The following is a 24,716-nucleotide window of genomic DNA, read 5'->3' on the forward strand; positions in this document are numbered from 1 at the left end:
ATCACCTTTCCTCTCGTTATTATAGTAGCTTGAACAACTCTATTATAACGAAAAGGTGATTTTTTTGTATAACTTCTGTCGCGCACCCGCATAGCAGGTGGTTTATTGTTTCGCACGCTTCGCGAGCTCAACAGGCTAAAGCCCATAAATAAAAAAACCCCAAAAGGGGTTTAAGTCTACTTAGGCGGTATGGTTGGATTTAAAGGCGTAACTATCTTTCCACTCAATGCATCAATATATATTAACCAATATCCCATGTCTTCTTTATTTTTTTCTTTGTCCCTAAGCCAAGTAGTAAAACCGGTTGCACCATTGTAAGGCTGATCTTCTCTAGTAAATCTACCTGGTACTCCATAAACATAATATTGAACTTCATTTTGTCCCTCTACTACACCAAAAATATAGTGATTATGTCTTTTGATTAAGCTCTGGCATGTAGTAACCTTTGTCATGAACGGATATGGATAGTACATATTTACAAGATAGTTGTAGAATGGTAAAAACCCTCTATAAATATTTTTACTATCATATTCTATCTCCCACCATTTATAGCCTTCTAAAGCTTCTCTAAATGGATTTACTCTATCAAAAAATTTTAATATGTTCATAGCGTAGTTAGCAATTTGCTTGCTATAATTTCTTGCGTTTTCAATATAAGTATTTGATCTATTAATCGAGTGACCATAGGTATTATCATTATACATATTATAGTTATATGTGTTTTTAAGTTCTTTGTTATCATAATATTTATCTTCTTCATACTCTTCATCTAGACCTTCTATTTTATCTGTTACCTCATCTACTACCTGATTTACGTCAAGTAATTGTTCAAGCTCGTAAACTTCATCCTCGACTGCTTCATCCTGTTGTTCTATTTCTTCTTCACCATTAACTTCCTCTGTCTGTTTCATTTCTTGTAGCTCTTCTATTGCCCCTGCTTCTATTATTTCTTCTGCTTCTTGAGTTTTCTGGAATTCTTCTGCCTCCTGAGTTTCTTCTATATCTTGGGCTTCTTCTATATCTTGAGTTTCTTCTATATCTTCTTGTGCTTCCTCAATGTTTATTTCTTCTATTTTATTTTCGTAAAAGTCATCTGATTCTTCAATAGTAGAAGATTCCTTGGTTTCCGAAACCTCAATATATATTGGTTCTTCACTATCCTCAATCCTTTTCTCTTCCTTTTGGTAATGCCTTGGTTCTACTTTATTTTCATTTTTTATATCTTTCTTAAGTTTGTCTAATATCATAGATACACTATCATCTGCATCTTGAATATATCCTGCCAATGGCACAACTAGTTTTTCATCCTGTTGTTTTTTTGAGCATAGCTTGACTAATATAACGTTGAATTTGTCGATAGAAACACCTGTACCTCCAACTGACAACGGATTAAATTGCCATTCAACACTTCCTCTGCCATTACTATTTACAATTATTGAGCCAACATCAACCTTTGTTAACTTTAAATTGTCGTTAAATAGTATAAATCCTTTATAAATATTTTCATCACTAATATTGGCATTTAATCCATCTACATTAAGTGCAAGTTTACCTTTACCGTCACGTACTTCAAGTTTAACATGCCCTTTAGGCCTTTGATTATTTGCTTTTGAATAGTTGATGTTCTGTTCATCAAGTATAACAAATTTTCTCATATATGCTTGTTTTAAAGACAATCCTATTCCCTCCTTTCTACTCCTTATTACTAATATATGTAATAGAAGCTAAATAGTGAACTAATAGTTTGAATTAGGAATAGAATTAGTCTTTAAACTATTTAACTAATCCCGATGAGCATTTGATATTGAATTAGCTAATGTGGCAAATTCATCAATGGATAAAGTTTCTCCTCTTCTTTGAGGATTTATATCACATGAATGCAAAATATCCTGTATTTCTTCTTTATTAATATTCAAAGTACCTGAGCTTAATGCATTTAGAAGTGTTTTTCTCCTCTTTCCGAATGCAGCCTTAACTACTTCAAAAAAAAGCTTTTTATCTATTACTTCCACCATGGGACTATCATATATATCAAGCATTATAACTGCTGAATCAACATTTGGCTTTGGCATAAACACATTTTTAGGTACATTAACAATTATCTCAGGTTGTGAATAGTATTGTACTGCAACTGATAAAGCACCATAATCTTTGTTTCCAGGATCAGCCTGCATCCTCTCAGCGACTTCTTTCTGTATCATTACAACTATTTTGTCAATGTCAAGCCTTTCTTCTAATAGCTTCATTATGATAGGTGTCGTTATGTAATATGGAAGGTTAGCAACTACTTTTATATTTCTGCCCTTCAACTTTTCTTTGATTAGTTGATCTAAGTTAATCTTTAATACATCTCCATAAACTATCTCAACATTGTCATAAGCACTTAATGTATCGTCTAATATAGGAAGTAGATTTTTATCTAATTCTATTGCTACTACCTTTCCAGCTCTTTCACATAGCTGTTGTGTTAATGTCCCTATTCCTGGACCTATTTCAATAATTCCATCATTTTCATTTATATCTGCTCCATCACATATTTTTTCAATGATATTTCCATCTATTAAAAAATTCTGTCCTAGGCTCTTTGAAAATCTAAAACCATGCCTTTCTATGACTTCCTTCGTTACATTTGGTGAATACAGTTTTCTATTGTCCATCTTCCTTATCTATCCTCCCTAGTGCTTCATTAAACTCCAGTCTTGTTATACCATAATTATTGAGTCTTTTTAAAAATTGTTTTGAATTACAATATCCTATACCAAGTATTCTTCCTAAGTAATCTCTTCTTTTTCTTGCATCCTCATTGCCTATCAGTCCATTCTCAAAAAGATCAGTATTAGAGAATTCTCTTCTCATTTCTACTGACTCTACTCTCGCTTTGCTAAGTGCTTCAATTATATCCTCTGGAATAGCATTCTCTATTCCAATATTCCCCTCTTTTGTGGCTTTATCTCTCGGAAGAAAAGCATGCTTACAGTTTTTTACTCCCTTCGATACTATCTTCCTAATCTTTTCACCAGCAAAGTCTGGATCAGTAAATATAATAACACCTCTTCTTTCCCCAGCTAATTTTATACGTTCTAAGGTTGTATCAGTAATGCCAAATCCACCTGTAGCAATAATTTCTGCATCAACTGCTCTTTTTACAGCAGTAATATCATCTTTACCTTCCACTACTATTATCTCTTTAATCATTTTTTCCTCTCCTTACTCTGATGTTTCCAACTTCATTTATTAATTATACCTTTAATTTTAATTATAATAAAGATAACAGCATCCAAAATGAAAATAGAGCAGTTCCCTGCTCTATTTCCCGCTTATAATATATACTCTAACTTTCCTCAGCCCAAAAGCTTTAACATCTTTAGGACTTTCAAAAAATAAATCTATTCTATTTCCTTTTATTGCTCCACCTGTATCTTCCGCTACTGCATATCCATAATCTTTGCTTCCATCTAGGGATTCTATATATAACTTAGTTCCTAATGGTATGACTTTAGGATCTACTGCTACTACTCCTGGTCTTGCTCTTGTTCCAGAAGCAGTCATTCCATAGTATTTATCTCCAGGTCTTTTTCCTGTACTCTCATAGGTTAAGTCATATGCAGTTGCCACCATAACTGCACTTCTTTTACCTGCAAAAGAACCCCTTGATGCGATTTCAAAATCCTTTGTACCTTTTTCAATTATCTCGTTAACAGGTTCCTTAGCTACGCTTTCTTCCATTATTTCACTAGATATAAGCTCTCCATTTTCATATATTTCTTTTATTTTAACTTCCTTTAATCCTCTTTCACCATTTTGTACTTTTACATTTTTTCCTTTTTCTAAATCTTTATTATTCTTTGTTATTGTCTTATATGGAATTTCTTCACTTTTTACTTCGATTTTCTCATCTACTCTTGTTACGTTTATCTCTAGCTTTGAGGTAACTTTCTCATTTAGTGAAGGTTCTATCTTGTCATTTTCATCATATGCTATTTCTAATGAGTCTAGTGCTTCCTTTACAGTATCTTTTGCTGTTTTAACCTCTAGCTTCTTATTTCCAAGGGTTACTGTAATAGGAACTGCTTTTTTTATATCTATTTTAAGTCCATCCTCTAGTTGTCTATCTAATGAAACATTTATATAATCCTCTTTATCTAGATTTATTTTCTTTTCCCCAAGCAGTTCTGAAACGGTGGCTTTACTTGTTTTAAGCATTATCTCATCACCATCGACTGAAATAGCAACATCATGAAATACCAAATCGTATGCTACGAATGATGCGGCTACTATTCCAATTAAAATGACTATAGAGACAAATAAATGCTTATTATTTTTTATTAGCTCTACCATCTTGTACCTCCTATTTTTTTTGCTCCACTGTATTTTATTTCATAACAAATTTTTTGTCAAATTTATACCTATTATATGTCATATATGTAATATATATTATCGATTACCATTCTTAAATAAATTGTATTCGAAGATAGATAGAATGGATAGTATGACATTTAAGACTCTATAATATTTTCAAAAGTTTCACAGTGGTAACGTTCTTCTACTATTTATATTAATCTTTAATCAAAAACAAAGACTAAATGAATTTTCACTTAGTCTTTGTTTTTTTACTATGTTTCTATATTATGTCCAGTTATTTAAATTACATACAATCCATATCCATGTCGTCATCCATCATTGGATACATTGGCATCATTGGATTTGGGTTTGGCATTGGCATAATCGGGTTCGGATTCGGCATTGGCATAATTGGATTCGGATTCGGTATTGGCATAATTGGGTTTGGATTCGGCATTGGCATAATTGGGTTCGGATTCGGCATTGGTGCAATATTTTCTTCTCCACTCATCATAGGATATCCACATTGGTGCATACACATCATCATACATCGTCTCATCATTGGATTCATCATTGGACACATTTCCATTGATGGATAGGTAGGGTATGTTGGATACATTGGATACTGAGGCATCATTGGGTATTCTGGGTTAGATGGACGCTCCTCAGGTTTTTTATTTGGCTCTTGATATCGATCTCTAGGTCTTCTCATTAAATCAACTCCTTTAATGGTATTTATTTACCTAGTATCATTATATGAAGAGGCTAGATAACCGTTACTTTTACTTTACATTTTCTTTTAATTTCATAGAAAACAACAATTTACTTTGATTTCCCGGGAAATACGACAAGTATTATCAATCTAGATTATATGCTTTTGCAAAATTAAAGGACCTAAGGAATTACCCCATAGGTCCTGATTTCAAATAATCATTTAAAGCAATAATTATATATTAAATAACTTTTTTACATTCTGACTTGTTTTTTGTGCTATTTCTTCAAAAGACACTCCTCTTAACTCTGCTATCATTGCAGCTACATATCTTACATTTAATGGCTCATTTCTTTTCCCTCTATTAGGTTCAGGTGTCAAATAAGGAGAGTCTGTTTCAACCAGCATACGCTCTAATGGAATGTTTTTAGCTACTTCCTTAGGAGTTTTTGCATTCTTAAATGTTACTGGCCCAGCAAATGATAAATAAAAGCCCATCTTTAAATATTCTCTAGCCATTTCTAAGCTACCTGAAAAGCAGTGCAATACTCCTTTAAACTTCCCATCTGCATGCTCTTTTAATATGTCATACATGTCCTGCTGTGCTTCTCTCTCATGGATAATTACAGGGAGATCTAATTCCTTTGCAAGCTTTATCTGTTCTATAAACCATTTTTTCTGTACTTCTCTAGGTGAATTGTCATAGTGATAATCTAAACCAATTTCTCCTATTGCAACTACTTTTTCTTTTTTTGATAATGAACGAAGTAGTTCTATAGTTGTTTCATCCATAGTTTTAACTTCATGAGGATGTACTCCTACTGCAGCATATATATTGTCATATTTTTGAGATAAAGATACTGATTTAACTGATGATGCAACATCTGCACCAGGATTTATAACTATCTCTATGCCATCTTTGGTCAAATCTTTTATTACCTTATCTCTGTCCTTATCAAACCTTTCGTCATCAAGATGAGCATGGCTGTCAATCAACATAGTTTCTTCCCCCTTACTTAACCTTTGCTCCACTTCCTATATCTTCTAATGTAGTCACTAATGTAAGCTTTTTTGCTTTATCTGCTGCAAGCACCATACCATGTGATTCAACTCCTCTAAGCTTAATTGGCTTTAAGTTGTAAACTAAGATGACATTTTTTCCTACTAGCTCTTCTGGCTTGTAATACTTAGCTATTCCTGATACTACCTGTCTTTTTTCATCTCCAACTTCAAGCTGAAGTACTAAGAGTTTATCTGCGTTAGGATGCTTTTTAGCATCTACTACCTTTGCTACTCTTAAATCTATCTTATCCACATCATCTATTGTAATATGGCTTTCTTCTTGTACTTTTTCTTGCTGAGAGTCTTCTTTCTTTTTGCCATTTCTCTTTTCTATAAACCTTTCATTAGCTTCATTTAATCTTTCTAGCTCTTGCTTTACATCAAGCCTTGGAAACATTGGATTTTCTTTTCTTACTTTAAGTCCTGTAGAAAGCTTACCCCATTGTGATAAATCATCCCATGATGTTCCTTGACCGTGATCCATTCCAAGCTGTCTCCATATGCTGTCTGAGGTTCTCTCCATGAATGGTCTTATCAATACTGAAACTATTCTAAGTGTCTCAGCAAGATTATAAAGTACAGTATCGAGTCTGTCTTTATTTTCCTCATCTTTGGCTAATATCCAAGGTGTAGTTTCGTCCACGTATTTATTTGCTCTACCTACAAGCTTCCAAATTTCTTCTAATGCATTGCTATAGCTTAATTTATCCATAAATTGTTCTACTTTACCTGCAGTAGAAGTCGCTAGTTCTTTTAGACTTTCGTCAAACTCTCCGTCCTTAGACGGTATTGGAATGATTCCACCATTGTATTTGTCAATCATAGCAACAGTTCTGCTTACTAAATTTCCTAAATCATTAGCTAGGTCTGAATTTATTCTATTTAAGAATTTTTCTTTTGCAAATGAGCCATCCTGTCCGAATGAAAACTCTCTCAGTAAGAAATATTTTAATGCATCTACTCCGTATAACTCAATTAATGGTTCTGGATATATTACATTGCCTTTTGATTTTGACATCTTATCATTCTCAAATAGTATCCATCCATGACCAAATACTTTTTTAGGAAGCTCAAGTCCTAAAGCCATCAGGATTGCTGGCCATATAATTGTATGAAATCTCACTATTTCTTTTCCTACAAGGTGAGTATCCGCTGGCCAATATTTCTTGTATTCTTCATCGTTGTCTGTAAGATAGCCCAATGCAGTTATATAGTTGCTAAGTGCATCTATCCAAACATATATTACATGCTTATCATCAAAAGGTACTTTTATTCCCCAATCAAACGATGATCTCGTTACGCACAAATCCTCAAGTCCCGGTCTTAAGAAGTTGTTTAACATTTCATTTCTTCTTGACTCTGGCTGTAAAAATTCTGTATTTTCTTCTAAAAGCTTAATCAGTCTGTCTTGATATTTAGACAACTTAAAGAAATATGCTTCTTCTTTTGCAAGCTTAACCTCTCTGCCACAGTCTGGGCACTTTCCATCTACTAGCTGACTTTCTGTCCAGAAGGATTCACATGGTGTACAATAATGTCCTTCATAATGACTTTTATATATATCACCTTGATCATACAGCTTTTGGAATATCTTTTGTACTATTTCTTTATGCTGTTCATCTGTAGTTCTAATGAACTTATCATAAGTTATGCCTAGCGTTTTCCAAAGTTCTTTTATATTACTTACTATTCCATCTAGATATTCTTTAGGTGTAACGCCCTTATCTTTAGCTACAGTTTGGATTTTTTGCCCGTGCTCATCTGTACCAGTTAAGAATTTTACGTCATATCCTAAAATTCTCTTAAACCTAGCCATGGTGTCTGCAGCCACAGTACAATAAGTGTGTCCTATATGAAGATTATCACTAGGATAGTATATAGGTGTTGTGATATAAAATGTTTTTTTCATATTAAAACCTCCTGTTATTATTGATAACCAATGATGCAATTTGAATATGAATAAAAAAACGTTCATGCGATGAAAATTTTGAGAAAACTATAGACTCATACAGCGAAGCTTAATTCAGATGGAATCTTTTCTCTATCTGAATTATATTTGAACCAATCTAAGAACTATGCAATTGATGAAGAAGCTAAGTAACTTACAACAAATCGAAGCTTTGTATAATCTACTTATCTTTACTTCCGACAGAAGGAGGAAGTATTAGAATTTTAAGCTATCAGATAAACGAAAAAATCTCATATGCATTCTCTTATCTTTTTTATCCATATTCAAACAATACCTTTTGTTTTAAGTTTAGCTATTCAAAAATTAAAGTAATTACTTAGATGCATATTTCATTTAGTCTCAACATTACTTTAATTTTTAAATAAAAATATAAAACGCCTCCATCTCTACAAGAGACGAAGGCGTATTCTTCGTGTTACCACTCTAATTCATCTAAACCTCACAGTCTAGATCTCACTAGGTTACAAATAATAACCTTGTAATAATAACGGATACAGCTCCGATACAGCCTACTTAGTTTCAGCTATATAGCTTAGGGTCCATGTTCAATTTAACTTCTATCACCAGCTTTCACCCACCCTGGCTCTCTAAAGATAGTTGCTAAACCTACTCTTCCCTTCATTGCTTTTAAATATGTTATGATATATGTTCTACTATTTTAATAAAAACTATACATAAATTGTTCATTTTTGTCAAGAGTTTTTTCAATATTATCCAAACACTAACCCACATATAAATACCGAAGCAACTACTGCAGCCAAATGTGATAAAAGTGCTGCTTTTAATGTATGTCTTGTATCCTTTATTCCAACTGCACCAAAATACACAGCCATTGTGTAAAATATAGTTTCTGCTGAGCCCATCATAGTAGATGCAACTCTACCAATAAATGAATCTGGTCCATATGTAGTAACAATGTCTTTAACAACTCCAAGTGAACCACTGCCTGATATTGGTCTCATAATAACTAGCGGCATTACTTCTTTAGGTATTCCCAGAACCTTGCCAAGTGGATTAAAAACTCTTACCAGTATTTCCATGGCACCTGAACGTTTAAATATTCCTATGGCGATAAATATGGCAATCAAATATGGCATTAATTTTATAGCAGTTTTAAAACCTTCCTTTGCACCTTCTACAAAACAATCATACATGCTTATTCCTTTAATATAGCCATGTATTAATATTATAGACATTATAGCTGGAATAATTGAAATTGAAACTATCCTTAAACCGTCTACCATATGATTCACCCTCTAACCTGCAGTATTTTAGCACTTATTATTCCTACAATAGTAGAAACTGCTGTAGCAATAAGAGAAGTTCCTATTATTTCTGTAGGAGCTGTAGAACCAGCATCTGCTCTTATTTTAAGTACCGTTAGTGGCACAAGCTGTATAGAGGACATATTTACTACAAGAAACATGCACATAGCATTTGTTGCTTTGCTTTTATTATTGTTAATTGCATTCATTTCTTCCATTGCTTTTATTCCTATTGCTGTTGCAGAATTGCCAGCTCCAAACATGTTTGTAACCATATTCATTATGATTGCACTCATAGCAGGATGGTCTTTTGGAACATCTGGAAATAACATCCTCGTAATTGGTCTTAAAAGTCTGCTAAATGACTTTATTAACCCAGATTTCTCTGCTACATTCATAAGTCCTAGCCAAACACCCATTATACCAGTAAGCCCTATTGCAAATTTTACAGCCTCTTCAGCATCTTCTATTATAGCTGTATTTATTACTTCTATATTTCCTGTAAATATAGCTACTATAATACCAATAAGAATTAAGAAAAACCATATATAGTTTATCATCTGAAGCTCACCCTTTTTTATAATCTTATTTTGAGTATATGCCTCATATAGCCCATAGATTACAAAAAGCCTCATCATAATGATGAGGCTAGTTATACTGCTTCCCTATATAGTTTTTTCTGATTCTTTAAATCTAGTAAGATAGTTGTTTGCCAAATATTCTATATGAATCTTGTACTTGCCCATGTCTTCATCTGGCTGAAGTACCTTTCTAGTGGCAATTATATCTGAAAGCGATATTAAAAGCACATCTAAAGTGTTATCTTTAAGATCTGAGAACATTGAATAAAGTGCTTTTCCACTAACATCATTATCCTTATATAGCACTAGAGGTATCATATGCTTCGCAGTGATATCATGAAGTATATCTTTTTCTTTAAGACTAAGTCCCAATCTTTCTGCTATACTTCGTATAGCTTCTGCTCCTATTATTTCATGTCCTTTAAACCTTGTTCTGCCAGCTTCATCAACTTTTTTCGCTTTAGGCTTACCAACGTCATGAAAAAATGCAGCTAGTTTTATTAGCTCTAATCTTGTGTGCTCATATGTTATAGATTCATTACCATGTCTTTCGTATGACTCTCTCACATGCTCTTCAAAGTAAGCATTATGATAAATTATTTCTTCTAGTGTTTTCAATGTAAGTAATGAATGTGTGAATGAATTGACAACATGATATTTACATTGTCCTACATCCTTCATTGGTATTATCTCAGGAAATATTTCTTCTAGTACATTCAAATGCTTATCCATGAAACTAAAGTAATAGTACGTTTTTTTATTCCTTAAGATTTGAAATAGCTCGTCAGTTAATTTTTCGTTCACAATAGTTTTTAAGAAGCATTTATCTGAAAGAATCTTTCTCTTTGTTCTATCATCCATATCAAACCCAAGCTCTGACATCAACCTTACAGCTTTCAATATCCTTACAGGGTCATCTTTAAAAACATCTTCATATACATAAACTATCTTTTCTCTATTTATATCCATTAGTCCACTAGTAGGGTCTATTATCTTTGTTTCATCTAGAACATTGCAGTCAAAGTCTAATACATCAATTGCTAGACTGTTTATAGTAAAATCTCTTTTCATCAGATCATCTTCTATCCTGTTACCGTTCATTTTGCTAAAATTTAGTGTTATATCCCTTGTAATATCTACTACTTTATAAGTTCTATTATTCTCATCTATAGTCACAGCCTTACTTGATATTTCATTAGCAAAAAGTGTAGCAATAATCTCTATTTTATCTTGAACTATGCAATCAATACAATTGCCACGCGTTCCTAGAACAAAGTCTCTAATAAAATTACCTATTATGTATATTTTTGTATTTTGGTTCTTGCTTATTTCCTTAAGTCTTGCTAATAAGAATTCCATTTAATCAGCTCCTTATAATAAGAAGAATATGCACTTTTTCTTAATATACCATAGTTTCACTCATGATAATCAATGTTTTTTATATTTGTAATAAAAATGTGAATAAAATAGCTTAATAATTCTATTTTTAAATATTGAAAATTACCTTATATCTCTGCTTAATTTACTACTATCTTCAATATCTATTGAAAACAGCTAAATTTCAAAGTTGTGCAACTAGCTTATTCTCTGATATATTGTATACATTAAAAAAAATTTGTGAATTTATTTTAAAGTTTTATGTTGACTTTTATTGGAATATATGGTACTATTTAATCTGTAAAAAATAGTCGATTCTTGACACATTACGAATAGGAGGATGAATGAGATGAAATCAACAGGTATTGTAAGAAAAGTAGACGAGCTTGGTAGAGTAGTTATTCCTATAGAGTTGAGAAGAACTCTTGATATAGCTGAAAGAGACTCTTTAGAAATCTATGTAGACGGAGAACAAATTATCCTTAAGAAATATGCTCCAGCTTGTATTTTCTGTGGACAAGCTAAAGATGTGGAAATATTTAAAGGAAAAAATATCTGCCCAGGTTGCCTTGAAGAACTAAAAAAATAAGGCTACATAGTCAGATAAAAAAAGATAAAAAAACAGCCATATGGCTGTTTTTTTATCTTGAAATATATTTTAATCAAATACCTGCCTTAAGTCATATATCAACTTTTCTAAATTAATATTGTTTGCTCTCGCTGCTGTTTCTAAGGTTTCGTTATATACTGCATTGCATGTTCTACACCCCATGCTATATTTTTCAAGTACGTCTAAAACTCTCATGTTTTTCTGGATTACCTCTGCAACTGTCATATCTTTATTGACCTCCATGCCCACTCCCCCTACCATCATATTCTATATATCTATGCTTTCCTTGTACACTTCCTTTTTAGGAATATTCCTTTCTTTTGACACTCTTTTTATTGCTTCTTTCTTGTCAAAGCCTCGTTCCATATATAATATAATATGCTCTTTAATGGTCATATCGTTCCATGATTCATTATCTGTATCCTCATAAAAATCAAGCGTAATACCCTTTACTACAACAACGAACTCTCCTTTAGGACTATTCTTCTTGAATTTATATAAAGCATCACTTATATCCCCTCTGAAGACTTCTTCGTATTTTTTTGTAAGCTCTCTTGCCACTGATATTTCTCTTTCACCTAAAACCTGCAGCATATCTTCAAGTAAATTAATCAATCTATGCGGAGATTCATAAAATATGATAGTTCTTTCTTCAATTTTTAGTTTCTCTAGCCTTTCTTTTCTTTCTTTTTTATTTGATGCCATAAATCCTTCAAACACAAACCTTGAGGTCGGCAATCCTGATGTTACTAAAGCAAGAATAGATGCTGTAGGTCCTGGAAGTGCTATTACATCTATGGCATTTTCTATGGCTAGCTTAATAATATCCTCACCTGGGTCTGATATCCCAGGCATCCCTGCATCTGAAACTATGGCTATATTTTCTCCATGCAAAAGCTTTTGGATTAGAAAGTTCCCTTTTTCCCTTTTATTATGCTCATGATAGCTTGTTAACGGCTTTTTTATTTCAAAATGATTTAATAATTTTATCGTATGCCTTGTATCTTCTGCTGCAATTAAATCAACCTCTGACAAAGTGTTAAGTACTCTTATAGTTATATCATCAAGATTTCCTATCGGGGTAGGACATATATAAAGCTTTCCTACATTATCCAAATTATTTCTCCTCTCTTTCTCCTTAAGTACATAGATACTTAATTAAATATGGATAAAATAGATAAGAGAATACTTATGAGATTTTGTTAAGAAAACTAGGCGAAAGAAACAGAAAAATCTGTTAAGAAATTTGTATGTCTGAGCAAAGCAAGTTTACAAATTTTAAGATTTTTTTGTTTATGAGCCAATAGTTTTCTCAAAATCTTCATCACATAAAAGCACTATTTTATTCATATTTAAATATATTTTATTTAGGTTTACTCATCCCATATATGTCATAGATTTCGTCAGTATATGTTCCATCATCCTTATAAACATAAAGTGGCTTTTCAAATTTCAGTTCAGGTCTTGAAGCTTTTACACTTTTTATTAAGACTAGATTTGGTTTATCATCTATTTTAGGATGAACAAATCTTAATTTTTTCGGTTCAAGCTTATATCGTCTCAATAGACAAAGTATATCTACTATTCTATTTGGTCTATGTACTAAGAAAAAGCTTCCATTATGTCTTAGAAGTCTGCTAGCAGTTTTAATAACATCTTCTAGAGATGTCATTATTTCATGTCTTGATATAGCCTTTTTATCGTTAGGATTTATCAACCCTCCACCAGAATTCATATATGGGGGGTTAGATATTACTGTATCAAATTTATTTACTCCAAGCATATCTGGAGCATCTTTAAGGTCAATATTTAGTATTTCTATGCTATCTTCTAACCTATTCATGTTAATTGATCTACTAGCCATTTCAGCTACTTCTTTTTGTATTTCTAGTCCATATATCTTCTTGATATCATTTTTTGCCCATATTAAAAGTGGTATAATTCCTGTTCCTGTGCCCATATCCAAGATAGTTGATCCTTTTTTGATATCACAAAAATTAGATAACAGAACTGCATCCATCCCAAAACAGAATCCTTCTGTACTCTGAATTATTTTTAAGCCTTTACACTGTAAATCGTCTATTCTCTCATTTTCTTTTAAAAATATTTGCTCCATTAAATGATCGCTCCTGTTAAATTGAGTTTCTTTATACAACTATTATTATACCATTTATCCATAAATATAGGCAGAAAAAAAAGACCCTTAAAGGGTCTTTTTCCATATTTTCCTATTATTATTCTTGTACTGGAGCATCTACTGGGCAAACATTAGCACATGCACCGCACTCGATGCATCCTTCTGGATTAATAACGTATTTATCATCTCCGGCACTGATAACATTTACTGGACATTCAGCTTCACAAGCTCCACAGCTGATGCAAGCATCTGTAATTTTATAAGCCATTATGTTCACCTCCTTAAGGTAATGGTAATAGCTCTACGTATGTAGTTCCTTTAATATTGTATCACTTATTATTAAGCAATAAAAGAGTTTTTATTAATTTTAATTTTTCTTTTTAACATAAATGATTTATTAATAATCAATATTGAATTTTAGGTATTTAATTTCATCTTTCTTACACTATTTTGTCACATAGCTGTCACAATAAGTATCTATAATTAACTTTATCAAAGAAAATAATAAAGGAGTGTTCTTATGAGTAATCTATCTAAAAAAAAGATCTCAGCTCGTCTAGCCGTGCAATTTATATTTTTCGGACTTATAGCATTAATAGCTGTGAATCATACTTTAGTTGAATCAGGAAAAGAGATACCTTTTCTATCCTCTGCATCTCTACATGGTCTATGTCCATTTGGAGGAGTTGTAAGCATTTATCAGCTTGCTACAGTAGGAACTTTTGTTCAAAAAATCCATGAGTCCTCATTCGTTTTAATGTCTATAGTTCTTTTTTTATCTATTCTATTCGGTCCTGTATTTTGCGGATGGATATGTCCTTTAGGTTCTATACAAGAATGGATTGGGAAAATAGGTAGAAAAATATTTAAAAAAAGATTTAATACCTTTATTCCATATAAGTTTGATAAATATTTAAGATATCTAAGATATGGAGTAATGGCTTGGGTAATATATGTAACTGCTCATTCAGGAAAACTATTCTTTTCAAATATAGATCCATATAACGCACTGTTCAATTTCTGGAGCAGTGAAGTTGCCATAGGTGGAGTTATTGTTTTAGTTGTTACTTTGACAGCATCTTTATTTGTTGAAAGACCATGGTGTAAGTATACTTGTCCTTTCGGAGCAATACTAGGTATAACTAATCTATTTAGAGTATTTAAAATTAGGCGCAATTCTTCTACTTGTGTATCCTGTAATGCTTGTAACAAAGCTTGTCCTATGAACATAAATGTCTCTAAGAAAAACGTAATATCAAATCATCAATGTATTAGCTGTATGAAGTGTACTTCTGAAGCAGCTTGTCCTGTAAGTGATACCGTTGAGCTTTCAGTAGGGGGTGTAAAATAGTATGAAAATAAAATCATCAGTTCTAGGAATTGCTATAGTAGTAATTATGTTTGCTGGCATAGGGCTATCTTCATCACTTGGGCTATGGCAAACCACATCATCAAAAGTTCCTGCAACATTTAAAGGGGGTGACTTTAAAGGCGAATATAATCCTGCGGATATTAGAGGCTCTTATTCATTCAATGATGTTAGTACTATTTTCGATATACCTCTAAGTGACTTGGCGAGTGCATTTGGTGTATCTGATGTTGAAAATGTTGGTGATTTTAAAAATAAGGATTTAGAAGTGTTATACAGTGACCTAAAAGAACAAGGATTAGAAATTGGAAATGATTCTGTAAGAGTTTTTGTTGCCATATATAAAGGATTGCCATATGAGTTTAACCCTGATACTTACCTTCTTAAGCAAGCGGCAGATATACTCAAGAATTCAGTTGAACTATCAGAAGAGCAAATTAAATATTTAGAAAATAACAGCATTGATATTTCTTCAGCAAAAGTTCAACAACCTATCGGTACACCAGAAAGTACTGAACATATCGAAGAAACAGAGACAATGATAAAAGGAAAAACAACTTTTAGAGAAGTATTGGACTGGGGAGTTTCAAGGGAAGATATTGAACAGGTTATAGGTACTCAGCTTCCTAATCCATTAGTAAATATTAAAGACTTCTGTGGTGAAAGCGGGTTGGAATTTTCGACTGTTAAGAGTGAATTACAGCAAAAAATAGATAATATACAGCAGTAAACCAGTACTATAATTTATTTAATTTTAATACAAAAAGAACGTTCATCACATAAACGTTCTTTTTATTTACCTTCAAGATATACACATTGAGTACTTTAATATTTTACCTATTATTAAGTTTCATTGTATTCACTAACATACTCATAGATTTGCTCAGATCTCTCAATCTTAATCCATTTTTTACTAAAAGGATAGGATAATGTGCCTGCAATAATGAAAAAACAGTTTATAAATCTCCAAATTAAGATGTCTATTAAAACAGTTGTGGCTATGGATAATTTCGTTTTAGTAGATTTTATTTCCCTAGTTACACTTGACATAGATAAAGCAATTAAGTTATGTGATAAATATATAAGAGTTGAGACAATAGTGTATATTAACAGAGCCATTTTAAATGTATCAGTGAAAAGAAATAAGAATAAAAAAGAGCCAATCGTAAAAAATGTTGCTATAGTTCCTACAAGAAATGCATCCATAAGCATAAAAATAGCTAGTTTACTTACAAATATGTTTTTTAATAGTGTATATCCATATCTTATAATACAGTCCATAAAAGCTTTTTGCCATCTTATTCTTTGTTGATATAAATCTTTGAAGCTTTCAGGACATTCTGTGTAACACTCTGCTTCAGGAATAAATACAACTTTTTTACTACTATCATTCATGATTTTTTGTTGTATCTTTATTGTTATATCTATGTCTTCACCAATAGTATTTCTATATCCATCCACATCCATAAGTATACTTTTTCTAAATATTCCAAACGCTCCTGAGATGACTTGCATTGCGTTTATTCTTGACAAAGATGCCTTTAAAATAAAAAAACCTTTAAGGTATTCTAATGTTTGTAGTTTTATTAGGTTAGTTATTCTTTTTGTTTCAATTCCATCTCCATTATATCCTTGCAAAACTTTTACTAATCCTCCCCCAGCAACAATGCTGCTATCATAAAAAACACTATTTAATATTTCTAAAGAATTAGGGGCCAAAATACTATCAGCATCTAGGGTGATAATTAATTCGTTACTTGAATATGATATACCTGCATTAAGGCTATCTGCCTTTCCTCCGTTATCTTTGTCAATAACATAGATATTATCAAAGAGTAACGATTGGTAAAAGCCCTTAATACTTTTGTACTCTAGCTTGTTAATAGGCTCTTTTTTAGCAGGTATTAAGTTTAAATTTTTCTTTAATAGTTGAAACGTCAGATCACTAGACCCATCATTGATATATATGACTTCATAATTGTTATAGTCTATATGATTAACACCCTTTATTGAGCGCTCTATTATTTTCATTTCATTAAAACAAGGTATTAATATGGTTACTCCAGATTTTAGATGTTTACTTTTGTATATCATATTAGCTTTTGATGACATTATAACATTTAGTAAATGAAATATGGGAAAAATTATGCTTAATACAAGTAAAAAAACAGCAAATATTTTCATCTTTCCACCCTTTTTAAAGATATTTATATATTGTATTAAGATAATATGCTTCCTATGAATATAATGTTAATAACTGATAATTTTGTTACATATGTATAAACAAAATACTTGTATGAAGCTTTGAAATATTATGAAACTAAGATTAAATTTATAAGAAGGTGATTTCATAAAAAAATTTTTGCTCATTACTGGTATAATAAGTATATTATTTGCATTATTAATTCTTTATAAGCTTAATAATATGGATAAACCCATATCAAAATCATTGGAAGCATTAAAAGCTAAAATAGCAGAAACAGAGATAGATAACATGCAAAATACTGAAGACTATATAATAAATTCAGCTGTTATACGCGATAAAATTGAAAATGAACTATATCCTGGGTGGAATTTAGTATGGCACGATGAATTTGACACAGATTTAATCGATAAAGAAAGATGGAATGTCGTCGAGGCACCTTCTTTTAAAAATAATGAACTTCAGTATTATATAAGTGAAAATGTTCTTGTCAAAGACGGACATTTAATACTTACAAGTCATAAACAAAATTATGAAAATAGCTTATATACTTCGGGAGCCGTAAACACTAAAGATAAGCTAGAGATTAAGTATGGTAAAGTAGAGGTAAAAGCTCGTACACCCAGAGGAAAAGGAATATTCCCTGCCATTTGGCTATTATCTTCAGAAAATGATTATCTTCCTGAAATAGATATAATGGAAATGTTAGGCGATGAACCTACTAAGATTTGGATGGTGTATCATTGGCAATCTGACAAGACTATGAGGGAATATTCATTTTTTGAAGGTCCTGATTTTACTCAAGAGTTTCATATATATTCTGTAGAATGGGATGAAACAGGTATCAGATGGATGATAGATAATGATTTAAAGTTTCAAATTGATATTTCTCCTAGCGAAAGCCTATATCTTTATATCAATACTGCAATAGGTGGTAATTGGCCAGGAAATCCTGATCAAAGTGCAGTTTTCCCACAGTATTTTGAAATTGATTATGTAAGGGTATTAGAAAAACAGTTATTTAATCCCCAAAAATAAAGTGAGTAAGTTCTGCCTTATCCATAGATCATACTCACTTTATTTAGGCCTATTTTTTAATAAAACACACAGAGATATGAGTTTCCGCCCGAGAAGGCACTAGTGTTGTTTCACTAGATTTAATTTCTTGCCCATCAATAATCCACTTATCAAAAACATATCCTGGCTTGGTAATAGCTTTTAATTCTATTGGTATACCTATAAAATATTCTCCTTGCCAGCTATTATTTATAAACTCTATGTTTTTTATAGAATTTATAGATATTAGTCCGTGTTCAATGTTATGTCCTATAGTAATAGCAGATGTTCCTTGTAGTTTAAAATAATTTTGAATGTGTTCTTTTACATATTTATTCCTCTCATAGCTAAAGCTATACAAAGTATCAATTTCATCTTTCCAGTCTTCATATCCACCAGCAATAGAATTCCATCTGTTTAAATGTTCTTTCATTTCTAAATCAATTGGATTAACCTTTTCATCTATTTCATTCTTTACACTTTCAGGATGATATCTGGTATTTAACCAGTCTGCCATGGTATTGATAAATTGATTTCTAAATTCTTCGTTATCAAGCAAATTCCTAAGTAGTATTGTTGAATATGGTGGATTTGGCCAATCTACTCCAGAATTTTTTTCTGTTGCCATCGCTAATGTATCATTTTTTATACCTCCAAGAAAATCAGGATACATATTAAATCCAACATCTGTATCGTATAAAAAAAACCTCCATCTGCCATCATGCCCATAAGGCGCGCTTCTATCGTAATGTTCAATTCTCTTTTTCCATAATTTTAGATTGTTTCCTGGCCAGTCGGTATTTCCATAGTAAATTTGACTTACTACATACTCAATGTAATTTGCTAAATCTATTTTAGTTGTAACATGGTCATAACACTCTTTTTGCTTCAAATCATTGTCTTCAACATATTCTAGCAAATTGATGAAATCCTTTTCATCCCCGCTCTTTCCATGTGATAACTTTGTAAAGTTTTCTAAAATTATAGATTCTTTAGGATCTATACCATAATGATTGAATAGATAATACTCATCTATTGATTCCCTTAGATTATAAATTCCCCAGTATTCACCATTAATAAAAAGTATTATTTGCTTAAAAGCTTGCGTATCAATACTTGTATCAGAAACCAATTCTTGCATTAATCCATCTCTAATTAAAGTATCGTTCCAGTCATTTCCGCCTGCTCTAAGTAAGAAAGTTTTAAATGAAGTAATAGGCTTGCCATAACGATCTTTAAGCCATATAAACATATTATACGTTATCGTGTCATTCTTGCTATAGATATCCCTAGAGATTACTTTAAATGATTTCTGAGCATTAGCTCTAGACCATCCTCCAAATATTCTTAACCCTACGTCGCTTCTATATGCTAATTGTCCCCCTGATTCAAAGAATTCTATTGATACTTTTCTTTCCCATCTTCTACCTTTTTGGTTATAATTAGCAGGTATTGAACCTGTTAGTTCAGCATTAGCATTGTCTTTCAAAAATTGCTCAAAAATTCTACCCGTCACATATATGCCAGTATTCATATCAAATAAATTCTTTCTCTCAGTCACTATTGAGATAATCGGTAAGGAAAATCGATTCATTATATTTTCATCTACAAAGTACGTATAAGTTACGATATCACTATACGGATATCCTTCTTTGTAAGCTCTAGCCCTTACGGTAGTAGCCTTAAAAACTTCTCCTTTCGGTTTATACAAAGGACTATTATCTGTAACTTGAAAAGAAGCTTGTTTAATTTCTGAAAGAACATTTGGTTGGCCATTGAGTGAGCTGATCTTAATAGGTTGTTTATACTTTAAAGATCTAATTGTAGGCTCTGAACCGTCTAGCGTATAATAAATATCTGTACTTTCATCTTTTGAAGATATCTCCAATTCAAAAGCCTGTGTATAAAAGCCCCCTTCAGCCGAAAAATCTGGTGTGTTCAGTTCAGACGTTTTATTCTCCTCATAAATGATTTCATTAACATTTTGTTGACTGGGAGTTGGTATAGCTAGAAGACTTAATTCTTTGTCTCTTCCCGATAGTCTGCCATAAGATAAATCTTTGGGACAAGCTTTTATGTAGACTTTATCGATTACAAATTTATCAGGTTGAGTAAGTAATAATGTTTCCCCAGTATTCTCTATCCTAAAATTTGTATGTATTTCATCATTTCTTACAACATTCTTACCACTTGCATACACTATAATATATTCATTGGGCTTTATAACCAGCTCAGGAAAAGTCCATTTTAATAAAGCATCTGATTGATCTGAAAGTCCGTATCCCCTCAAATTTATTTCTACATCTCCATAATTGTAGATTTCTATCCAATCCGTAGAATCTCCATCTTGATCAAAGAGTGTTGCAGCATTGCTTGACATTACTTCTGTTATAATTATTTTTGAGCCTTCATTTCCTGCTAATCCTTTAGTATATAATGATGTAAAAAAAATGATACCTACAATACAGCTTGATAGTAAAAAAATACTAAAAAAGGCAAGTAATTTTTTCATTAGAGCCTCCTCTCATACTTATTTTAATCACTAATTTCTCCATTGTAGGCCACAATGTTAACTGAGTGAATATGTTCTATATATGAAAGCATATTCGTTATAGTTTCTTCTTCATTATTCTTGAGAAAAACCTCAAAAACAAGTTCTTTTTGACCAATAGCCGTGTTTTTCATTTTTAATTTATTTCTTTTCGTACAATCTTTTATAACCTTATAAACATCATCTTCCTTAAAACTATCTCCCTTAATTACTAATAAATATGTTCTATCATTAAATACATTTATATTTAGCAAGATTAAAACAATAGCTATAATCGCTGAACCAATAATCGCTATTAAATGAATCCCTGTTCCAGTAGCTAATCCTACAGCAATACCCCAAAAAAGATATCCGCTGTCTTTTGGATCCTTAATAGCCGATCTAAAACGAATAATAGATAACGCTCCAACCATACCTAATGACAAAGCCAAATTACTTCCAATAACCATAATGACCATTGATGTGACTAAAGTAACTAGAACTAATGTTATATTAAAGCTCTTAGAATATGACACCCCAGAAAATGTTTTCTTATAAATAATAAATATAAATAGAGCAATTATAAGGGCTACTACAAAATTAACTATCACATCAGTCATAAGCACTGTTTCAATGTTTGTATCTAGTATTTGCTTGAATTTTGAAATATTCACATAATTACCCCCTAAAAAGAACTTTCAAAGTACCTTGCAATACAATATTTACTAATTGACGTTCTATTTAACTGGCATGATGATAAAACACCACTTATGAATCTTGGCAAAAATTGATTAAATTTTACTTCGAGAATATATTTGCCTGGATCGATAACTGGAGTAAATAATAAAGCATCATCAAATATGTTGTAATCATAATTATTTGCTCTGATATTTTTATCAAATGTGATCCGGATATTGTTAAATGGCAGTATGTATGCTTCTCTTTCATAATCAATTATCGTAACAGGCTTTATATATTGTTTCTTAAAATATATGTATAGTTTTGCAAGTATTTCATCATTAACTTTCTCTAGAAAATCATATTTTCCTAATAGAATGTTATCTGCTTCATTTCTTTTTAATAAGCCTGTTTCTTTATATATATAATCCTTGTACTTGTTTTTTATTTCTGCTTTTATTACGCTATCACTTGTATCATATAATCTAAGTCGAATTTTCTTCCTGCTAGTAATTCCACTTAATTTATCATTGAAATCATTATTATTTGCCGAATCAAAGTATAAGCTTCTCACTCTATACTCACCTGAGCTTGAGCAATGCAAGTCACGATTCATAAAACTCTGCAACATATTCTTTATATAGTAATACTGCTTTTGGTTTATATAGTATTTATATTCTTGTCTACTAACGGCAATCATTATTGCCCACCTTCTTTTCTTATTTTAATACTATAATTATTTTATTCATTAAGATTCGACTCAGATGAAGTCTACAAACAAAATAAACGCAATACTTTATTAACGGAAATTTCCCATTGCAGGATTAATTAATCTTATTCTAAAAGCTTTTTAATTATGTGCAATTATTACGGACAATTTTTCCGTAGAAGCACAAATAGAAAGTGAAGATTTAAAGCAAAAAAAGAAGACTAAATTTTTAGTCCTCTTTCAGCAATTCATCTAATCCTTCTATATTCTCTATTTCAAAGTTTTTATTCTCATTTCTAGCTTTCTTATTTTTTTCTACCTGTTCTATTTCATCTATAGCAAATGGTATTATTTCGTCAGTATCATCAGGCAGCTTCACTTTAACTTTTGCTATTTCTAGGAGTGTATTCGTTTCTATAACTATTCCTTTTCCCTGTGGAGTCATTACAATAGACCCAATCTCAGGAAGCCTTTCAAGTATCTTCTCATACATCTCATGTTCATATTTTAAACAGCACATCAATCTTCCACATATCCCTGAAATCTTTGTAGGATTTAAAGATAGATTCTGTTCCTTAGCCATCTTAATAGATACTGGCTCAAATTCTCCTAAAAATGTTGAACAGCAAAGAGATTTGCCACAAGGGCCTAATCCACCTATCATTTTGGATTCATCCCTTACTCCAATCTGTCTAAGTTCGATTCTTGTCTTAAAAATTGCAGCAAGATCTTTTACTAGCTCTCTAAAATCTACTCTTCCATCTGCAGTAAAGTAAAATATTACTTTGTTATTATCAAATGTATATTCTACGTCTATTAGCTTCATTTCAAGACCATGCTCTTCTATTTTCTGAAAACAAACTTCAAATGCCTGCTCTTCTTTTGCTTTGTTCTCTTCGTTAAAGGCTATGTCCTCATCAGTTGCTATTCTCAAAACTCTTTTTAATGGAGGAACTATTTCATCCTCTGAAACTTCTTTGGGGCCAACCACTACTTGCCCAAACTCTACACCTCTTGCGGTCTCAACTATGACATAATTCTCTTTTTCTATATATATATTATCAGGGTCAAAATAGTATATCTTCCCTGCTTTCTTAAATCTCACTCCCACAACAGTTACCATCCTACTATACCTCCTGCATTTTTAAAAGCATAACTTCAATAGATAATTGATAGTTCACTTTTGAATATATATTATCTTTGGTGCTTCTTACAACCTCTATTATATCATGTATTTTTTGTTTTGGTAATTTGCTACAGTGACTAGACACGATGTCAATTTTATCCATGTTTATCAGAAACCTGCTATCACCTGTTTCTTTATATATAAGCAGGTCCCTAAACCATATTAAAATAATATCTAATATATCTTCAATAATTTCTTTTTTGTCCTCAAAAAACTCACTTATTGAAAATACTTTAAAACTATCACTATTAATAGTAGAATCTATTATTGATATAACATCATCTCTTAATTTCTTAAACTCATCCGACTGTGAAAGACTTATGGCTCTTCCAATTATTCCATTTGAGAATGAAGCTATAAATCTTGCTTCATGGGATGATTTACCATACATATTTATAAGAGCTTCCTCTATTTTTCTATTTTGCATAGGTGTAAACTTTAGCATTTGACACCTTGATATTATAGTTGGCAGTAGACTATAACTGTTAATAACCGTCATAATAATAACTACATAAGCAGGAGGCTCTTCTAGAGTCTTTAAAAAGCTATTCTGTGCTTCTTGTGTCATTTTATTAACATCATTGAGAATGTATACTTTTCTCTTTCCTTCATAAGGAAGCATTCTCATCGACCTCTGAATTTCCTCTATCTGTTCCTTTTTAAACGAATCCCCCTGTGGCTCCTCTATAAAAAAATCTGGATGATTGTTTGAATCAAACTTTATACATGATGTGCAGGTATTACAAGGTTTGGCTCCACTGGCTTTACATAACAAAGTTTTAGCTAGCACTTTAGCTAGCTTTTCTTTTCCAATAGAGCGAGGACCTTCAAAAAGGTAACTGTGAGTTACACTACTATTTTTTATTGCACTTTGAAGATTTTCTTTAATCTTTTCATGTCCTATTATATCATTAAAATCCATATAATTCCT

24 protein-coding genes and 1 other annotated feature are annotated in these 24,716 nt (G+C 31.6%); of the genes, 4 read left to right on the forward strand and 20 right to left on the reverse strand.

The features are described 5' to 3' along the window. Nucleotides 1–176: 176 nt before the first annotated feature. The 10 genes from HNR33_RS10170 to HNR33_RS10215 form a co-directional block, all read right to left on the reverse strand. Nucleotides 177–1,676: a hypothetical protein gene (locus HNR33_RS10170; protein ID WP_429082990.1), complete on the reverse strand. Its 1,500-nt coding sequence runs from the start codon at nt 1,674–1,676 to the stop codon at nt 177–179. Between the two features lie 105 nt (nt 1,677–1,781). Next, nucleotides 1,782–2,657, reverse strand: a complete 876-nt coding sequence (rsmA, locus tag HNR33_RS10175; protein ID WP_429082992.1) for a 16S rRNA (adenine(1518)-N(6)/adenine(1519)-N(6))-dimethyltransferase RsmA — start codon at nt 2,655–2,657, stop codon at nt 1,782–1,784. Then, the gene (gene rnmV, locus HNR33_RS10180) at nt 2,647–3,195 is read right to left on the reverse strand and encodes a ribonuclease M5 (RefSeq protein ID WP_429082994.1); all 549 of its coding nucleotides are present in this window, start codon (nt 3,193–3,195) and stop codon (nt 2,647–2,649) included. The genes rsmA and rnmV overlap by 11 nt, the downstream gene beginning before the upstream one ends. Before the next feature lie 111 nt (nt 3,196–3,306). Next, nucleotides 3,307–4,338: a resuscitation-promoting factor gene (locus HNR33_RS10185; RefSeq protein ID WP_429082996.1), complete on the reverse strand. Its 1,032-nt coding sequence runs from the start codon at nt 4,336–4,338 to the stop codon at nt 3,307–3,309. A 307-nt stretch (nt 4,339–4,645) separates the two neighbouring features. Continuing rightward, nucleotides 4,646–5,053, reverse strand: coding sequence for a hypothetical protein (locus HNR33_RS10190; protein ID WP_429082998.1), 408 nt, complete (start codon nt 5,051–5,053; stop codon nt 4,646–4,648). Between the two features lie 234 nt (nt 5,054–5,287). Continuing rightward, complete coding sequence (locus tag HNR33_RS10195) at nt 5,288–6,052, reverse strand: TatD family hydrolase (RefSeq protein ID WP_429083000.1); 765 nt, start codon at nt 6,050–6,052, stop codon at nt 5,288–5,290. A gap of 13 nt (nt 6,053–6,065) precedes the next feature. Then, nucleotides 6,066–8,024 carry a methionine--tRNA ligase gene (gene metG / locus HNR33_RS10200; protein ID WP_429083002.1) on the reverse strand — a complete coding sequence of 653 codons (1,959 nt, stop codon included), beginning with the start codon at nt 8,022–8,024 and terminating at the stop codon, nt 6,066–6,068. Nucleotides 8,025–8,472: 448 nt separating this feature from the next. Then, nucleotides 8,473–8,715, reverse strand: a binding site (T-box leader). Between the two features lie 79 nt (nt 8,716–8,794). Continuing rightward, nucleotides 8,795–9,328, reverse strand: a complete 534-nt coding sequence (locus tag HNR33_RS10205) for a spore maturation protein (RefSeq protein ID WP_429083004.1) — start codon at nt 9,326–9,328, stop codon at nt 8,795–8,797. A gap of 5 nt (nt 9,329–9,333) precedes the next feature. Then, nucleotides 9,334–9,984: a nucleoside recognition domain-containing protein gene (locus HNR33_RS10210; protein ID WP_429083006.1), complete on the reverse strand. Its 651-nt coding sequence runs from the start codon at nt 9,982–9,984 to the stop codon at nt 9,334–9,336. Nucleotides 9,985–10,014: 30 nt separating this feature from the next. After that, nucleotides 10,015–11,289 carry an HD domain-containing protein gene (locus HNR33_RS10215; protein WP_429083008.1) on the reverse strand — a complete coding sequence of 425 codons (1,275 nt, stop codon included), beginning with the start codon at nt 11,287–11,289 and terminating at the stop codon, nt 10,015–10,017. 367 nt (nt 11,290–11,656) lie between these two features. On the opposite strand from HNR33_RS10215, the gene HNR33_RS10220 reads away from it, so the two are divergent. After that, entirely contained in the window at nt 11,657–11,896 is a 240-nt protein-coding gene (locus HNR33_RS10220; protein WP_429083009.1) for an AbrB/MazE/SpoVT family DNA-binding domain-containing protein, read from the forward strand. Between the two features lie 69 nt (nt 11,897–11,965). On the opposite strand, the gene HNR33_RS10225 is transcribed toward HNR33_RS10220, so the two are convergent. The 4 genes from HNR33_RS10225 to HNR33_RS10240 form a co-directional block, all read right to left on the reverse strand. Continuing rightward, complete coding sequence (locus HNR33_RS10225; RefSeq protein WP_429083011.1) at nt 11,966–12,160, reverse strand: DUF1858 domain-containing protein; 195 nt, start codon at nt 12,158–12,160, stop codon at nt 11,966–11,968. 24 nt (nt 12,161–12,184) lie between these two features. Beyond that, a complete protein-coding gene (rsmI, locus tag HNR33_RS10230) occupies nt 12,185–13,033 on the reverse strand; it encodes a 16S rRNA (cytidine(1402)-2'-O)-methyltransferase (protein ID WP_429083012.1) in 849 nt (282 codons plus the stop codon). A 247-nt stretch (nt 13,034–13,280) separates the two neighbouring features. After that, nucleotides 13,281–14,033, reverse strand: a complete 753-nt coding sequence (locus tag HNR33_RS10235; RefSeq protein WP_429083014.1) for a tRNA1(Val) (adenine(37)-N6)-methyltransferase — start codon at nt 14,031–14,033, stop codon at nt 13,281–13,283. 118 nt (nt 14,034–14,151) lie between these two features. Then, nucleotides 14,152–14,322 carry a DUF362 domain-containing protein gene (locus HNR33_RS10240; protein WP_429083016.1) on the reverse strand — a complete coding sequence of 57 codons (171 nt, stop codon included), beginning with the start codon at nt 14,320–14,322 and terminating at the stop codon, nt 14,152–14,154. A gap of 252 nt (nt 14,323–14,574) precedes the next feature. Between HNR33_RS10240 and HNR33_RS10245 the strand changes: the two genes are divergently transcribed. Then, nucleotides 14,575–15,405 (forward strand): 4Fe-4S binding protein, encoded by an 831-nt coding sequence (locus HNR33_RS10245; RefSeq protein WP_429083017.1) that lies wholly within the window; start codon nt 14,575–14,577, stop codon nt 15,403–15,405. Nucleotide 15,406: 1 nt separating this feature from the next. Beyond that, a complete protein-coding gene (locus HNR33_RS10250; protein WP_429083018.1) occupies nt 15,407–16,153 on the forward strand; it encodes a hypothetical protein in 747 nt (248 codons plus the stop codon). 113 nt (nt 16,154–16,266) lie between these two features. On the opposite strand, the gene HNR33_RS10255 is transcribed toward HNR33_RS10250, so the two are convergent. After that, nucleotides 16,267–17,607 carry a glycosyltransferase family 2 protein gene (locus tag HNR33_RS10255; RefSeq protein WP_429083020.1) on the reverse strand — a complete coding sequence of 447 codons (1,341 nt, stop codon included), beginning with the start codon at nt 17,605–17,607 and terminating at the stop codon, nt 16,267–16,269. Between the two features lie 178 nt (nt 17,608–17,785). Between HNR33_RS10255 and HNR33_RS10260 the strand changes: the two genes are divergently transcribed. Beyond that, nucleotides 17,786–18,664, forward strand: a complete 879-nt coding sequence (locus tag HNR33_RS10260) for a glycoside hydrolase family 16 protein (RefSeq protein WP_429083022.1) — start codon at nt 17,786–17,788, stop codon at nt 18,662–18,664. Between the two features lie 49 nt (nt 18,665–18,713). Here HNR33_RS10260 and HNR33_RS10265 read toward each other — a convergent pair whose 3' ends face one another. The 5 genes from HNR33_RS10265 to holB all read right to left on the reverse strand — a co-directional run bounded on the left by HNR33_RS10265 (nt 18,714) and on the right by holB (nt 24,707). Next, nucleotides 18,714–21,194, reverse strand: a complete 2,481-nt coding sequence (locus tag HNR33_RS10265) for a CotH kinase family protein (protein WP_429083024.1) — start codon at nt 21,192–21,194, stop codon at nt 18,714–18,716. A 23-nt stretch (nt 21,195–21,217) separates the two neighbouring features. Then, complete coding sequence (locus tag HNR33_RS10270; RefSeq protein ID WP_429083026.1) at nt 21,218–21,886, reverse strand: DUF4956 domain-containing protein; 669 nt, start codon at nt 21,884–21,886, stop codon at nt 21,218–21,220. Between the two features lie 11 nt (nt 21,887–21,897). Beyond that, nucleotides 21,898–22,590 (reverse strand): polyphosphate polymerase domain-containing protein, encoded by a 693-nt coding sequence (locus HNR33_RS10275; protein ID WP_429083028.1) that lies wholly within the window; start codon nt 22,588–22,590, stop codon nt 21,898–21,900. A gap of 238 nt (nt 22,591–22,828) precedes the next feature. Beyond that, nucleotides 22,829–23,722, reverse strand: coding sequence for a PSP1 domain-containing protein (locus tag HNR33_RS10280; protein ID WP_429083030.1), 894 nt, complete (start codon nt 23,720–23,722; stop codon nt 22,829–22,831). A 4-nt stretch (nt 23,723–23,726) separates the two neighbouring features. Continuing rightward, nucleotides 23,727–24,707, reverse strand: a complete 981-nt coding sequence (gene holB / locus HNR33_RS10285) for a DNA polymerase III subunit delta' (RefSeq protein ID WP_429083032.1) — start codon at nt 24,705–24,707, stop codon at nt 23,727–23,729. Nucleotides 24,708–24,716: the final 9 nt, after the last annotated feature.

This window comes from Brassicibacter mesophilus, assembly GCF_050433385.1.
In the GTDB taxonomy this organism is placed as follows: Bacteria; Bacillota; Clostridia; order Tissierellales; family Proteiniboraceae; genus Brassicibacter; species Brassicibacter mesophilus.